Source organism: Streptomyces atratus (assembly GCF_900119365.1).
Lineage (GTDB): Bacteria > Actinomycetota > Actinomycetes > Streptomycetales > Streptomycetaceae > Streptomyces > Streptomyces atratus_B.
The window spans coordinates 31,007-44,047 of sequence record NZ_FPJO01000021.1 but is presented as its reverse complement, the minus strand read 5'-3'; the positions used below and the strand labels follow the sequence as shown (position 1 = coordinate 44,047).

General features: G+C 69.5%; 12 protein-coding genes and 1 pseudogene. 8 read left to right on the top strand and 5 right to left on the bottom strand.

The features are described 5' to 3' along the window. Window positions 1-45: 45 nt before the first annotated feature. Window positions 46-789 carry a Mut7-C RNAse domain-containing protein gene (locus BT364_RS28455; RefSeq protein WP_072488101.1) on the top strand — a complete coding sequence of 248 codons (744 nt, stop codon included), beginning with the start codon at window positions 46-48 and terminating at the stop codon, window positions 787-789. Between the two features lie 21 nt (window positions 790-810). Here BT364_RS28455 and BT364_RS28450 read toward each other — a convergent pair whose 3' ends face one another. Further along, entirely contained in the window at window positions 811-1,353 is a 543-nt protein-coding gene (locus tag BT364_RS28450; protein ID WP_072488100.1) for a MarR family winged helix-turn-helix transcriptional regulator, read from the bottom strand. Between the two features lie 75 nt (window positions 1,354-1,428). Continuing rightward, complete coding sequence (locus tag BT364_RS28445) at window positions 1,429-2,001, bottom strand: TetR/AcrR family transcriptional regulator (protein ID WP_072488099.1); 573 nt, start codon at window positions 1,999-2,001, stop codon at window positions 1,429-1,431. A gap of 125 nt (window positions 2,002-2,126) precedes the next feature. Between BT364_RS28445 and BT364_RS28440 the strand changes: the two genes are divergently transcribed. Continuing rightward, on the top strand, window positions 2,127-3,593 hold the full coding sequence (locus BT364_RS28440; RefSeq protein WP_072488098.1) for an FAD-dependent oxidoreductase: 1,467 nt from the start codon (window positions 2,127-2,129) through the stop codon (window positions 3,591-3,593). A 69-nt stretch (window positions 3,594-3,662) separates the two neighbouring features. Here the strand turns inward: BT364_RS28440 and BT364_RS44365 are convergent, their stop codons facing one another. After that, window positions 3,663-3,947: a hypothetical protein gene (locus BT364_RS44365; protein ID WP_371268659.1), complete on the bottom strand. Its 285-nt coding sequence runs from the start codon at window positions 3,945-3,947 to the stop codon at window positions 3,663-3,665. A 456-nt stretch (window positions 3,948-4,403) separates the two neighbouring features. Here BT364_RS44365 and BT364_RS28430 point away from each other — a divergent pair, with 456 nt between their 5' ends. Beyond that, on the top strand, window positions 4,404-4,739 hold the full coding sequence (locus BT364_RS28430) for a YnfA family protein (protein WP_072488097.1): 336 nt from the start codon (window positions 4,404-4,406) through the stop codon (window positions 4,737-4,739). Window positions 4,740-4,797: 58 nt separating this feature from the next. Beyond that, a complete protein-coding gene (locus tag BT364_RS28425) occupies window positions 4,798-5,556 on the top strand; it encodes an SDR family NAD(P)-dependent oxidoreductase (protein WP_072488096.1) in 759 nt (252 codons plus the stop codon). A gap of 121 nt (window positions 5,557-5,677) precedes the next feature. Here BT364_RS28425 and BT364_RS28420 read toward each other — a convergent pair. Continuing rightward, window positions 5,678-5,809, bottom strand: a pseudogene (locus tag BT364_RS28420) (RtcB family protein); the annotation flags it as partial. 435 nt (window positions 5,810-6,244) lie between these two features. Here BT364_RS28420 and BT364_RS28415 point away from each other — a divergent pair. Further along, entirely contained in the window at window positions 6,245-7,705 is a 1,461-nt protein-coding gene (locus tag BT364_RS28415) for an Ig-like domain-containing protein (protein WP_072488094.1), read from the top strand. Window positions 7,706-8,003: 298 nt separating this feature from the next. Here BT364_RS28415 and BT364_RS28410 read toward each other — a convergent pair whose 3' ends face one another. Further along, entirely contained in the window at window positions 8,004-9,197 is a 1,194-nt protein-coding gene (locus tag BT364_RS28410) for an RtcB family protein (protein ID WP_072488093.1), read from the bottom strand. Between the two features lie 170 nt (window positions 9,198-9,367). Between BT364_RS28410 and BT364_RS28405 the strand changes: the two genes are divergently transcribed. The 3 genes from BT364_RS28405 (at window position 9,368) to BT364_RS28395 (ending at window position 12,948) form a co-directional block, all read left to right on the top strand. After that, window positions 9,368-10,225 (top strand): hypothetical protein, encoded by an 858-nt coding sequence (locus tag BT364_RS28405; RefSeq protein ID WP_072488092.1) that lies wholly within the window; start codon window positions 9,368-9,370, stop codon window positions 10,223-10,225. Between the two features lie 220 nt (window positions 10,226-10,445). Then, complete coding sequence (locus tag BT364_RS28400; protein WP_072488091.1) at window positions 10,446-11,315, top strand: DUF3558 family protein; 870 nt, start codon at window positions 10,446-10,448, stop codon at window positions 11,313-11,315. 208 nt (window positions 11,316-11,523) lie between these two features. Further along, the gene (locus BT364_RS28395; protein ID WP_371268658.1) at window positions 11,524-12,948 is read left to right on the top strand and encodes a DUF2637 domain-containing protein; all 1,425 of its coding nucleotides are present in this window, start codon (window positions 11,524-11,526) and stop codon (window positions 12,946-12,948) included. Window positions 12,949-13,041: the final 93 nt, after the last annotated feature.

Genomic DNA, 13,041 nt, shown 5'->3' with positions numbered 1-13,041 from the left:
GAAACCCCCTGGCCGACACACCCCGGCCGATGACATCCTGACGGGGTGAACGGACCGGAGATCCACCTCGAAGTCGCCCCCGAGCTGCGGCTCTTCGTCACGCATGAACGCCGCCGGGGACGCACGGCCGTGATCACCGACGGCGCCTCCACCCTCGGCCATGTCGTGGAGTCGCTCGGCATCCCGCTCACCGAGGCCGGACAGATCCTGGTCGACGGCCGCCCCGCACCCGTCTCGCACATCCCGGGTGACGGCGAACTGGTCGAGGTACGGGCCGTGGAGCGCCCTCAGCACGTCCCGGGTGCGCCGCTGCGGTTCCTGCTCGACGTCCACCTCGGCACGCTGGCCCGGCGGCTGCGGCTGCTGGGCGTGGACGCGGCGTACGAGAGCGAGGACATCGGCGATCCCGCGCTGGCCACCCGGTCGGCGGACGAGCGGCGCGTACTGCTCTCGCGGGACCGCGGGCTGCTGCACCGCCGGGAGATCTGGGCCGGGGCGTACGTCTACAGCGACCGCCCGGAGGACCAACTCCGCGACGTGCTGGGCCGGTTCGCCCCGCACCTCGCCCCCTGGACCAGGTGCACCGCCTGCAACGGCCCGCTGAGAACGGCCGACAAGGACTCGGTCAGCGACCACCTGGAGCACGGCACCCGGCGCTCGTACGACGTCTTCGCGCAGTGCACGGAGTGCGACCGCGTCTACTGGCGGGGCGCCCACCACTCCCATCTGGAAGCGATCGTCACCAAGGCGCTCCACGAATTCGCGCCCGCACCGGCGGACGGGGCGTAGGCCCGGGGAGGCGGTACGGCGTCAGCTCCGCCCGGGGCCGGTGCCCGAAGGCCCGGCGGCCGTCGCATCGCCCGCGGCGGTCGCGTCACCGGCCTCCCGCAACGCCTCGACCTGCAACGCGCTCAGTTCGACCGTCCGCCGCATGTGGGTGATGAGCAGGGCCACTTCGTTGTCGTCGTACGCCTCGAACATCGCCGCCCACGCCCCGTTCAGCCACTCCCACACCGCGCCGATCTCCGCCATCCGCTCCGGCACGGTCGCGACGAGCACCCGCCGCCGGTCGACGGTGTCACGCTCGCGCGTCACGTACCCGCCCCGCTCCAGCCGGTCGACCAGCCGGGTCGCCGACCCCGTGGTCAGCCCGGTCAGCTCCGCGATGCGGCCCGTGGTGACCGGGGCCGTCTCCAGGCCGAGCAGGTTGAGGCACTGCAGGTCGGTCGGGTGGAGCCGCAGGTGGTCCGCGACGGCCTGGTTGAAGAGCGCGTACGCGGCCATGTAGCGGCGTGACTCGACGGTCAGCTCGGCCATCAGCGCACTACGGCGGGGCTGGGACTTCTGCGACATGCAGAGAGTGTACGAAGCAGACAACTCGTCCGCCCCGGCCATCCGCCGGGCAGGCCTTGATGCGCCGGGCAGGCCCTACGGCGTCTCGGCGGTCAGATAGCGCTGGACGGTGGGCGCGAGCCAGGCGATCACCTCGTCGCGCGGCATCTCGACGGCGGGCCCGAACCGCAGCACGTAGCGCGTGAGCGCCATCCCGAGTATCTGCGCGGCGACGAGCGCCGCGCGGTGTGGCGCTTCGGCCGGAACGGGGCAGACGCCGGCCGTGACCGCGCCGATCTGCTCGGCGAAGACCGCCCTCATCCGCTCCGCGCCCGCCTCGTTGGTGACACCGACCCTGAGCATGGCCGTGAGCACGTCGTCGTTCTCCCAGCGGTCCAGGAAATGCGCGACGAGGACCGAACCGACGTGCTTGCCCGGCAACGCCCCCAGCTGGGGCAGCCGCAGATCGATCGCGGAAGCGGCGACGAACAGCCCCTCCTTGTTGCCGTAGTAGCGCATGACCATCGACGGGTCGATGTTCGCGTCTCGGGCGATGGCCCGGATGGTGGCGCGCTCGTACCCGTCGGCGGCGAACCGCTCGCGCGCGGCTACGAGAATCGCGGCCTTGGTGGCATCCGAACGGCGGGGCGCGGTGGCGGGCTTCGTCATGCCAACAAATGTAGGCCAACGACCGTTGACATGCCAGCTCCGCCGGAGTTACCGTTGCCAACAAGCGTTGACCAACGCTCGTTGGCACGAAGGTGAAAGCTGATGAACGGGTCCAGGAGGCAGTCATGACCACCACCCCGAGCACCGCACCCGAGACCGTCGACGTAATCGTCGTGGGCGCGGGCCCCACCGGCCTGTTGCTCGCGGGAGATCTCGCCGCCCAGGGCATCTCCGTGACGCTCGTGGAGCGCCGCCCGCACCGGACGAGCAATATGACGCGCGCCTTCGGCGTGCACGCCCGCACGCTCGAACTGCTCGACAGCCGCGGCCTGGCCGACGAGCTGATCAAGACGGGCACCTCCCTCAGCTCCCTGCGCTTCTTCGGCAAGCTCTCGCTCGACCTCGACCGGCTGCACACCCGCTTCCCCTTCGTGCTGATCACCCCGCAGTACGAGGTGGAGCAACTGCTGGAGCGCCGGGCCCGCACCGCCGGCGTCCACTTCCGGTACGACACGGAGCTGACCGGGCTCCGCCAGAGCACCGCGTCGGAATCGGTCACCGCCGAGCTGCGCGAGCCGGACGGCAGCCGGGCCGCTCTCACCGCCCGCTATCTCGTGGGCGCCGACGGGATGCGCAGCCCCGTGCGCCAGGCGCTCGGGCTGCCCTTCCCCGGCAAGTCCGTGATCCGGTCGATCACCCTCGCCGACGTCCGGCTCACCGAGGAGCCGGACGACACCCTCACGGTCAGCGGCGGCGTTGACGCCTTCGCCCTCGTCGCCCCCTTCGGCGACGGCTGGTACCGCGTGATGGGGTGGAGCCACGCTCACCAGGCCACCGACAGCAGCCCCTCCGACCCCGTCGATCTCGAAGAGCTGCGCGAGATCACCCGACGCGCCCTCGGCACCGACTACGGCATGCACGACCCCCGCTGGATCTCCCGCTTCCACAGCGACGAACGCCAGGTGCCGCGCTACCGCACCGGCCGGGTCTTCCTCGCCGGGGATGCCGCCCATGTCCACTCGCCCGCGGGTGGCCAGGGCATGAACACCGGCCTTCAGGACGCCGCCAATCTCTCCTGGAAGCTCGCAGCCGTACTGCGGGGGCAGTCGGCCGACCCGGAGGCGCTCCTCGACAGCTACCACGCCGAACGGCACCCGGTCGGCACGAGAGCGCTCCGTTCCAGCGGCGCGCTCGTCCGCCTCGCCATGGCCCGAACCCCGCTCCGGCGGGCGGTCAGAACCCTCGCCGCCGCAGTGCTGTCCACGGTCCGGCCCGCCTCCGACAAGACCATCGGCATGGTCTCCGGTATCTCGATCGCCTACCCGGCCCCGCGCGGCGCGCATCCCCTGACCTCGAAGCGCGCCCCCGACCTGAGCCTGCGGGAGGGCCGTCTGCACCAGCTGCTGCGCGACGGGACGTTCGTCCTCGTCACCCCCGCAGGCACCGCAGCCCCGGCGTCACCGACCCCGCTGGTGCACGCCCACTGGCGGAGCGACCGCGCCACCACCCTGCTCGTCCGCCCCGACGGCTACATCGCCTGGGCGAGCGAGCACCCCGACCCGGCGGACCTGCGGGCCGCCCTCACCCGATGAGCACGCGACCCGCAGCTCCGGCCACGAAACCCGCATCACCCTCCACGAGGCCCGCATTACACACCGGGCTCAGAACACGTACTCGTCCCCGGTGGCCGGAGCCAGCACCTCGTGGTCGTCGTTCCCGGGGTTCCGGTCGGTCGCGCCGCCGTTCCACAGCGTGTCGACCCGTACGACCACCTCGTCCGGCCGCCCCGCGAGCCGCAGTTCGAGGGCGAGCCGCCGCTCCTCCGCCCCATCGGCGTGCAGGGTGCCCGTCCGGCACAGCACGGTCCAGCGGTCGGTCTGCAGACAGCTCTGCGGGAGCTCCTGTCGCTCGGCGAGCGCCACCGATGTCCGCACGCGCACGGTCACACCCGCGAGGCTCGACGGGCCGTGGTTCTCGGTCCGCACCCGGACCCCGAGCCCCGAGCCCCACAGCAGGACATGCCCGTGGTGCGACACATCGGCCTCGGGCGCAAGGGCCGCGGAGGAAGCAAGGGCCGCAGAGGAAGCAAGGGCCGGGGAGGGCGCAGGGGGCGAAGGAGGCAGAGGTGCCGAGGGAGCGGCAGCCGCGGCGCCCGCCCCCAGTACCACCGTCGAAGCCAGCGCCACTGCCACAGCCGGCACCACTGTCGCGGCTTTCGCGGTGAGGGCTCGTGCGACTCCATGCGTCACTACCATGCACCGAAGATACAGATCGCCCCGAATTATCCGTATTGACCGACCAGTTCGGCGCGCCTTCACCGCTCGCTCAGCCCTCACACACCCGCCGCTCGGCCCCGCACTCGGCTCTCACCCGGCCCCTCACCTCGTGAAACGCTCGGCCCCATGTCCATCACCCGTTCCGTCGCCCTGTTCGTCGTCGCCGCACTCTTCGAGATCGGGGGTGCCTGGCTGGTCTGGCAGGGCGTGCGTGAGCACCGGGGCTGGATCTGGATCGGGGCGGGCGTCATCGCCCTCGGTGCCTACGGCTTCGTCGCCACGCTCCAGCCGGACGGCGAGTTCGGCCGCATCCTCGCCGCGTACGGCGGCGTCTTCGTCGCCGGCTCGATCGCCTGGGGCATGGTCGCCGACGGCTACCGCCCCGACCGGTGGGATGTGATCGGCGCGCTGATCTGCCTGGCCGGCATGGCCGTGATCATGTACGCCCCCCGCAACCACTAGAAGGCTCCGCGCCTGCCTATCCTGACCCCGTACCGATCAGCTGTCCGAGGAGTCCGCCATGGCCGCCACCCCGATCGCCGTCGTCACCGGAGCGAGCAGCGGCATCGGTGCCGCGACCGCCCGGCAGCTGGCCGCAGCCGGCTACCGCGTCGTACTGACCGCCCGCCGCAAGGACCGCATCGAGGCGCTCGCCGCCGAGATCAACGAGGCGGGCCACCAGGCAACGGCCTACGCGCTGGACGTCACCGACCGCACCGCGGTGGACGAGTTCGCCACGGCGTTCCGTTCCCTCGCCGTCCTCGTCAACAACGCGGGCGGCGCGCTCGGGGCCGACCCCGTCGCCACCGGCGACCCCGCCGACTGGCGCCAGATGTACGAGACGAACGTCATCGGCACGCTCAATGTCACCCAGGCCCTGCTCCCCGCCCTCACCGAGAGCGGGGACGGCACGATCGTGATCCTCTCCTCCACCGCGGGTCTCTCCACCTACGAGGGCGGCGGCGGTTATGTGGCCGCCAAGCACGGCGAGCACGTCCTGGCCGAGACCCTCCGCCTGGAGATCGTCGGCACCCCGGTCCGCGTCATCGAGGTCGCCCCCGGCATGGTCAGGACGGAGGAGTTCGCCACCACCCGCTTCCGCGGCGACACCGAGAAGGCCGCCAAGGTCTACGCGGGCGTCGACGCCCCCCTCACCGCCGACGACGTGGCCGACACCATCACCTGGGCCGTCACCCGGCCCAGCCACGTCAACATCGACCTCCTGGTGGTCCGCCCCCGCGCCCAGGCCTCCAACACGAAGGTCCACCGCACCGCCTGAGTCCGACGGGGCCCGGAGAGAGCAGCCGGACGGCCCGGACACAAGCAGGCCCCGGACGCAAGCGCAGGCCGCGGACATGCAATCCGCACCCGGGGCCCTCGTTTCGCCTGCGCAAGGGGCCTCAGCCCTTCACGCACACCACCTGCTTGAGCTCGGCGACGACCTCCACCAGGTCCCACTGCTGCTCGATGACCTTCTCGATCGGCTTGTACGCGGCCGGAATCCCATCCACGACGCCGGAGTCCTTACGGCACCCCGCTCGAGACAAGAACTCTGCTGCAACCAGCTCTCTCCCTCGCAGCGCAGTCACCCGCTACCCATGCCCAGGGGTAATTTCAGCTGATCAGCCAACGTTCGTGGCAATTTATGCACCGATGCGACTTCTGCCAGATTTCGCCACGCATGCGCAGATCCTCATGCTACGTTCCAGCCTGCGCGCTACCCACTGGTCATCAGTAGCGGCTGGTGAAGTGCAGCGTCGTGTAAGCGCGCACCGACCCCGCAGCGATGAGGAGAACGTGCAGTGATTCAGATTCGTACGGCCAACCTGGTTCCGGGTGGGCATGGACACAGGACGGCCTCAGCAGAGGGCAGCCGCATGAGGAGAAGGCGCCCACTCAGGGCGGCGCTCGTCACTGCCTCGCTCGCCGCCGCGTTCACCGCCCCGGCGTCACTGAATTCTCAGGCGATGGCACTGGCCCCGTGTTCAACGGCGAGCGTGCTGCCGGGAAGCAACTTCGAGATCGACACCGACGCAAACCTGAAGGTCGATGGCGCGTCTCCCTGTATCGACTGGCTCTCGGGCGGTTTGGGCAACAGCATGCGCACCGGGGTCCTGGTGAAGCCCGACATGCCAAGCGGACCCAACGACGACGCCTTCGGGCAGGGCGCGGATGAGAACGACCCGGACCCGACCATCGTGTTCGGCTCGATCCCTCCCAACAAGAGCGACTTGACGAACTTCGGCGTCTTCACGGAGACGAACACGTCGCCGAAGTTCCTCGAACTGTTCTGGACGAGGCAAAATGTTCCGTCCGGCACGACGAACATGGACTTCGAGCTGAACCAGAAGTTCTGCGACCCGAACGCGACGCCGACGAATTGTGCGGACAACGGGCCCAATGCGACCGAAACGCCGCTGCGCACCCCGGGTGACAAGCTGATCACCTATGACCTCGCCAAGGGCGGCACCGTTCCGACCATCTCCATTCGCACATGGTCCGGCTCGGTCTGGGGTTTGCCTTCGATCATCAGCGGTGGCGTGAACCCGAATGCGCTGGGTTCGGTCAACACCAGCACGATCCCGGCCAATCAATCCGGCGGCCTCGGGGCGAAGGACCCGTTCACGTTCGGCGAGGCAGCGATCTCGTTCAACGCGCTCTTCCCGCCGGGCAGCAGCTGCGAGACATTCGGCTCGGCCTATGTGAAGAGCCGCGCCTCGAACTCGTTCCCTGCCGAGCTGAAGGACTTCATCGCTCCCGCAAAGGTGACGATCAGCAACTGCACGGGGCTGACCACCAACGCGACAGCGAGCGCGACGCTCGGCGACCCGATCAGTGACACAGCCACTCTGAGCGGGGCCACCAGCAACGCGGGTGGCACGATCACCTTCAATCTCTTCGACAACGCCACCTGCTCCGGCACCCCCGTCTACACCAACTCGGTTTTGGTGAACGGCAACGGCAACTACGGCTCGGGGAACTTCACCCCGGCTGTCGCCGGCACCTACTACTGGACCGCCGGCTACAGCGGTGACGCCAACAACTCCCCGTCTCAAACCAGCTGCGGTGATCCCAACGAAACGAGTGTGATCAGCAAGGCAGCCGCGAACATCGCGACCGAACAGAAGTTCTTCCCGCAGGACGAGGCGACAGTCACCTCCGTATCCGGCGGGCAGCCCACGGGAACTGTCACGTTCAAGCTGTTCGGTCCCAGCGACCCCACCTGCTCCGGCAGCCCCGTCTACCCCGCCGAGACGGTGAATCTCGTCGGTGGCTCGGCCAGCACGTCGAACAACACCTTCAGTGTGGACGCTGCCAACGACGGCGTCTACAAGTGGCTGGTGACGTACTCCGGAGACGCCACGCACGATACCGCTACCAGCGCATGCGGCACGGAAAACGCCACCATCACGGTCAACAACTCGTAGTACGGCTACACGTGTGATCCTGCGCGGGTCCCGATCGCTCGACAGGAGCGATCGGGGCCCCTGCGGGGAGAACGAGCCTGGCCCCCGGACCGACAAGTCCGGGGGCCAGAGCTTTGCATCCGGGAGCAGCCGTGGCCACAGCGACCTCTGAATGGCGGCGCACCAGGCCGGAGCGTGTCCGCCGCTTCCTGAAGCACTGCGACCGTCCCACAGCTCGGCTGACACGCACGGCCCAGGCAGGAAGAACACGAACTGACGCCAGTCCGGGGACACTGCCGAGGGCGTGTACTGCTGAGTCTCAGCCCTTCACGCACACGATCTGCTTGAGCTTGGCGACGACCTCCACCAGGTCCCGCTGCTGCTCGATGACCTTCTCGATCGGCTTGTACGCGGCCGGAATCTCATCCACGACACCGGAGTCCTTACGGCACTCCACGCCCCGCGTCTGGTCCTCCAGGTCGCGCGTCGAGAAGCGCCGCTTCGCGGCGTTCCGGCTCATCTTCCGGCCGGCGCCGTGCGAGGCCGAGTTGAACGACTTCTCGTTCCCGAGGCCCTTCACGATGTACGAACCGGTGCCCATCGAACCCGGGATGATCCCGAAGTCCCCGGAACCCGCACGGATCGCGCCCTTCCGCGTGACCAGCAGGTCCATGCCCTCGTACCGCTCCTCCGCCACATAGTTGTGGTGGCAGGAGATGACCGGCTCGAAGGTCACCTTGGCCTTCTTGAACTCCTTGCGGACCACGTTCTGGAAGAGCGCCATCATGATGGCGCGGTTGTGCTTCGCGTACTCCTGCGCCCAGAACAGGTCGTTCCGGTACGCCGCCATCTGCGGGGTGTCGGCGATGAACACCGCCAGGTCCCGGTCGATCAGATCCTGGTTGTGCGGCAGCTTCTGCGCCTGCCCGATGTGGAAATCGGCCAGTTCCTTGCCGATGTTCCGCGATCCGGAGTGCAGCATCAGCCAGACCGAACCCGACTCGTCGAGGCAGAACTCGATGAAGTGGTTGCCCGACCCGAGCGTTCCCATCTGCTTCGTGGCCCGTTCCTGACGGAACTTGACCGCGTCGGCCACCCCGTCGAACCGTCCCCAGAAGTCGTCCCAGCCCGGCGCCCGGAAGCCGTACAGCTGGTCCGGCGCCACGGCCTCGTCGTGCATGCCGCGGCCCACCGGGATGGCCTGCTCGATCTTCGACCGGAGCCGGGACAGGTCGCCCGGCAGGTCATTGGCCGTCAGGGAGGTCTTCACCGCGGACATTCCGCAGCCGATGTCCACACCGACCGCCGCAGGACAGACCGCACCGTGCATCGCGATCACCGAACCGACCGTCGCCCCCTTGCCGAAATGGACGTCCGGCATGACGGCGAGGCCCTTGATCCAGGGCAGTGTGGCCACGTTGCGCAGCTGCTGCATCGCGACGTCCTCGACCGAAGCCGGGTCGGCCCACATACGGATGGGGACCTTCGCCCCCGGCACCTCTACATAAGACATAGTTCCTCGATTCCCCCGAAAAGTCTGAAAGCGCAAAACCGGTGCCAAGGTCGGCAAATGAGTCGGTCGACCGGCATTCACGGCGGCGCGTGCGATACACATTGTGTCCACCGGTCGCCATCGAGCGGCAACCGTTTTTCGCACGAAGGGAGCCCAGGGCCGTGCGACGAATGGCCTATGTAACCGGCACCGCGCTGCTGGCAACGCTCGTCGTCGGCTGCAGCGCCGACACCGGAACCAGTGGTTCCGCAAGCGACAGCAAGCCCGGCGAGACAGCCGTCGCCGCGGCGGCCCCCGGCAAGTACCAGACACTTCCCGACCCTTGCCGCGCCGTCGCGACGTCCATGCTGAAGGACCTGCTCCCGGGCGCCGCCGAACTCTCCGAGGAGCAGCAGAAGAAGGTGTACGAGGGCACCGCCGCCGTCACCTACGACACCGACCGCCGGGTCGGCTGCCGCTGGAAGTCCGAGGCTCCCTCCTCCTCGCACAGCCTGTCCATCGACTTCGAGCGCGTCGTCTCCTACGACCCCGCGGTGAGCGACGACGACCGCGCCCGCGAGGTGTACGGGAAGAAGGAGACCGCCGCCGGCCTGTCCTCGCCCTCCGCGGACGCCGACACGAAGAAGTCGACGCACCCCGCCGCTTCCGCCACTGCCTCGGCCTCCGGCTCCGCCTCGCACGCCCTGACCGGCCCCTCCTCCGAAGCCGGGAGCAGCAAGCCCGAGAACACCGACGACACCGGAAGCACCGACGGGGCCGAGAACACCGACGAAGGCCCGGACGACAACCTCCAGCCGCGCGTCCTCGACGACCTCGGCGACAGCGCATTTCTGGACGATCTGCTCACCCGGGCAGGTTCCACCGCACAGCACCGCACGGTGAGCGTGGTATTCCGCACATCGAACGTCATCGTGACCGTCGACTTCACCGAGCAGCCGACCGTCTCCACCGTGGTCCCCGACAGCAAGGAACTGCAGGAGAAGGCCCAGGCACTGGCCCGCCAACTGGTCGACAAGTTCAGCGAATGACCCCGTCCGGGGCGCCCCCGGCGCGCGCCGCCCCCGGCCGCCGGGTCCCCGGCCGAGGCGGCATCCGGTCGCGGTCCGTCGTACCGTGGCCCTCCGGACAACCCTCCGGAGCAGTTTCCGGGCCACCCTCCGGAGCACCGGCCGACCACATCGGCCGACCACCCGCCCGACCGCCGACCGCCTGGCAGCCCGCCCGCCGCGCCACCCGAGTGAAGGAACCATGCACCGTTCAGCCCCGCGACTCTCCCGCATACTCGCCTGCGCCGCCGTCCCGGTGATGCTCGTCGTCGCCGGCTGCTCGTCGGACTCCGGCGACAAGAAGGAATCGGGCTCGTCCGATTCGTCCGCATCGGCGAGCGCGACCAAGAAGGCGGAACCGACCGTCGAGCCCGCGAAGTTCGCCGCGCTGCCCGACCCGTGCAAGTCGATCACCAAGAAGACGGTGACTTCCCTGGTTCCCAAGGCGAAGTCCAAGAACGGCACGGCCGCCACCTCCAGCGACACCTCGTCCCGCGCCGGCTGCTCCTGGAACGGCCTCGACGACAACGGCGTGAAGGGTTCCCAGTACCGCTGGCTCGACGTCGGCTTCACCCGCTTCGACTCGGACCCGTCCCTGGGCAGCGGCGCCAAGCGCGCCCAGCAGGACTTCGACAAGCAGATCGCCAAGGCCAAGGCCGCCGAGGGTGCCAAGAAGGTCGCCGAGGCGCCCGTCAGCGGCATCGGCGAGCAGGCCACCAAGATCACCTACGACCTCACCAAGACCAGTGAGGACTTCAAGTACGCGACGATCGTGGCCCGGACCGAGAACGTCGTCGTCACCCTCACCTACAACGGCGCGGGTTACGCGGGCTCGAAGACCCCCTCCGCCGGCGACATCCTGAAGGGCGCCGAGAAGGCGGCCAAGGAAGCAGTGGCCGCGGTCGCCGCCGCGGACACGGATTCGGCCAAGCCCTCCGGTTCGGCCACGCCGGACAAGAAGACCACGGACAAGGCGGACGACCCCAAGTCTTCCGACAGCGACTCCTCGGACCGCAAGACGACGGACAAGAAGTCCTCGGCCCACAAGTCGTCCGTCAAGAAGACGAGCTAGTAACCCCCCTGTCCGGAGGCGGCTCGACGAAGCCCGGTGCTCCCCCGAGCGCCGGGCTTCGCCCCTCCCCGCGCAATACGCCGCGTTCCCATGTGCCAGGCTGTGCCCGCCAGAAGTGGCAGCAGGACGCCGAACAGGACGTCGAAGCACGGCGTCGGAACATGGCGTCGGATACGGGAGAACGGGGAGGGGAACGCGGGTGGCCGCGATGCAGCTGACACGCACCCACCGGATACTCATCGGTCTCGTGGTCGCCGGTGCGGTGCTCATCGCCGCGATCGGATTCGCGGGATCGTACGCGGCGGTGCGCGAGCTCGCCCTCCAGAAGGGCTTCGGCGACTTCTCGCTGGTCTTCCCGATCGGCATCGACGCGGGCATCTGTGTCCTGCTCGCCCTGGACCTGCTGCTGACCTGGCTGCGCATCCCGTTCCCGCTGCTGCGCCAGACCGCCTGGCTGCTGACCGCCGCGACCATCGCCTTCAACGGCGCCGCGGCCTGGCCCGACCCGCTCGGCGTCGGCATGCACGCCGTCATCCCGGTGCTGTTCGTGGTCTCCGTCGAGGCCGCCCGCCACGCCGTGGGCCGGATCGCCGACATCACGGCCGACAAGCACATGGAGGGCGTCCGCCTCACCCGCTGGCTGCTCTCCCCCGTACCGACGTTCAAGCTGTGGCGCCGGATGAAGCTCTGGGAGCTCCGCAGTTACGAGCAGGTCATCAAGCTCGAACAGGACCGGCTGATCTACCAGGCCCGCCTCCAGGCCCGCTTCGGCCGCAACTGGCGCCGCAAGGCCCCCGTCGAGTCCCTGATGCCGCTGCGCCTGGCGAAGTACGGCGTCCCGCTGGCCGAGACCGCTCCGGCCGGCCTCGCCGCCGCGGGCATCGAACCGGCCCTGCTGCCCCCGGCCCCCGCCCTGGCCCAGGCCGAACCGGGCGATTCCCAGCCCGAGTTGCCGTACGCCCCCGAGCAGCAGTACGCCGAGCAGCACGCGCGCCACCCGCAGGACGAGCACCTCCAGCAACAGCACGCGCAGCAGCCGCAGTACCAGCAGCACGCCCACCCCTCCGACGTCGGCCCCGGCCCCGTCTCCGCCGAGGAATGGCCCCAGGAGGGCCCCGGCTCGCACGAGAGCCCGTGGTTCGCGGCGCCCCAAGTGCCGGACGACGCGTACGAGAGCGCCTACAACCCGATGTACGTCGAGGGCCTGGAGCCGACCCCGGTGATGGTCCCGTCGGGCCCCGGCGGCCGCACCCGCCCCCTGGGCAACGTGGGCACCATCGGCGCCGTCCCGGGCCCCCGCGCCGCGTCCCAGGAACAGCCACAGCTCCACGAGCAGCCGCAGCTCCCGGAGCAGACCCCGGAGCAGGCCCCGGAGCCCGAGCCGGCCCCGGAACCGGAACCGGAACCGGACGAGTGGGCGCAGGAGGACGCGGAGTTCGCCGCGATCGCGTACGAGGTGTTCGCCGCGTTCGTGAACCAGCACAACGACTACCCCAGCGTCGACGCCCTGGACATACACGTCACGGACGGCCACAACGTCAGGCACCCGCGCAGCGCGGCGCTGATCCGCCGCTTGATGCCGGAGTTCAAGAACCGCTACCACGCCGAACTCGAAGCGGACCACATCGCCTGAGCCCCGCCCCACCCCCGGCCGGCAAAAGCAACGACGGAGGGCCGTCACCCGGATCACGGGTGACGGCCCTCCGTCCGTACAGAACAACCGGAA

Excerpts from the sequence above, each read along its gene's own strand:
- BT364_RS28450 (WP_072488100.1), bottom strand. The coding sequence starts at position 1,353 with ATGTCGCAGAAGTCCCAGCCCCGCCGTAGTGCGCTGATGGCCGAGCTG.
- BT364_RS28445 (WP_072488099.1), bottom strand. The coding sequence starts at position 2,001 with ATGACGAAGCCCGCCACCGCGCCCCGCCGTTCGGATGCCACCAAGGCC.
- BT364_RS28440 (WP_072488098.1), top strand. The coding sequence starts at position 2,127 with ATGACCACCACCCCGAGCACCGCACCCGAGACCGTCGACGTAATCGTC.
- BT364_RS28430 (WP_072488097.1), top strand. The coding sequence starts at position 4,404 with ATGTCCATCACCCGTTCCGTCGCCCTGTTCGTCGTCGCCGCACTCTTC.
- BT364_RS28425 (WP_072488096.1), top strand. The coding sequence starts at position 4,798 with ATGGCCGCCACCCCGATCGCCGTCGTCACCGGAGCGAGCAGCGGCATC.
- BT364_RS28415 (WP_072488094.1), top strand. The coding sequence starts at position 6,245 with ATGGCACTGGCCCCGTGTTCAACGGCGAGCGTGCTGCCGGGAAGCAAC.
- BT364_RS28410 (WP_072488093.1), bottom strand. The coding sequence starts at position 9,197 with ATGTCTTATGTAGAGGTGCCGGGGGCGAAGGTCCCCATCCGTATGTGG.
- BT364_RS28405 (WP_072488092.1), top strand. The coding sequence starts at position 9,368 with ATGGCCTATGTAACCGGCACCGCGCTGCTGGCAACGCTCGTCGTCGGC.
- BT364_RS28400 (WP_072488091.1), top strand. The coding sequence starts at position 10,446 with ATGCACCGTTCAGCCCCGCGACTCTCCCGCATACTCGCCTGCGCCGCC.
- BT364_RS28395 (WP_371268658.1), top strand. The coding sequence starts at position 11,524 with ATGCAGCTGACACGCACCCACCGGATACTCATCGGTCTCGTGGTCGCC.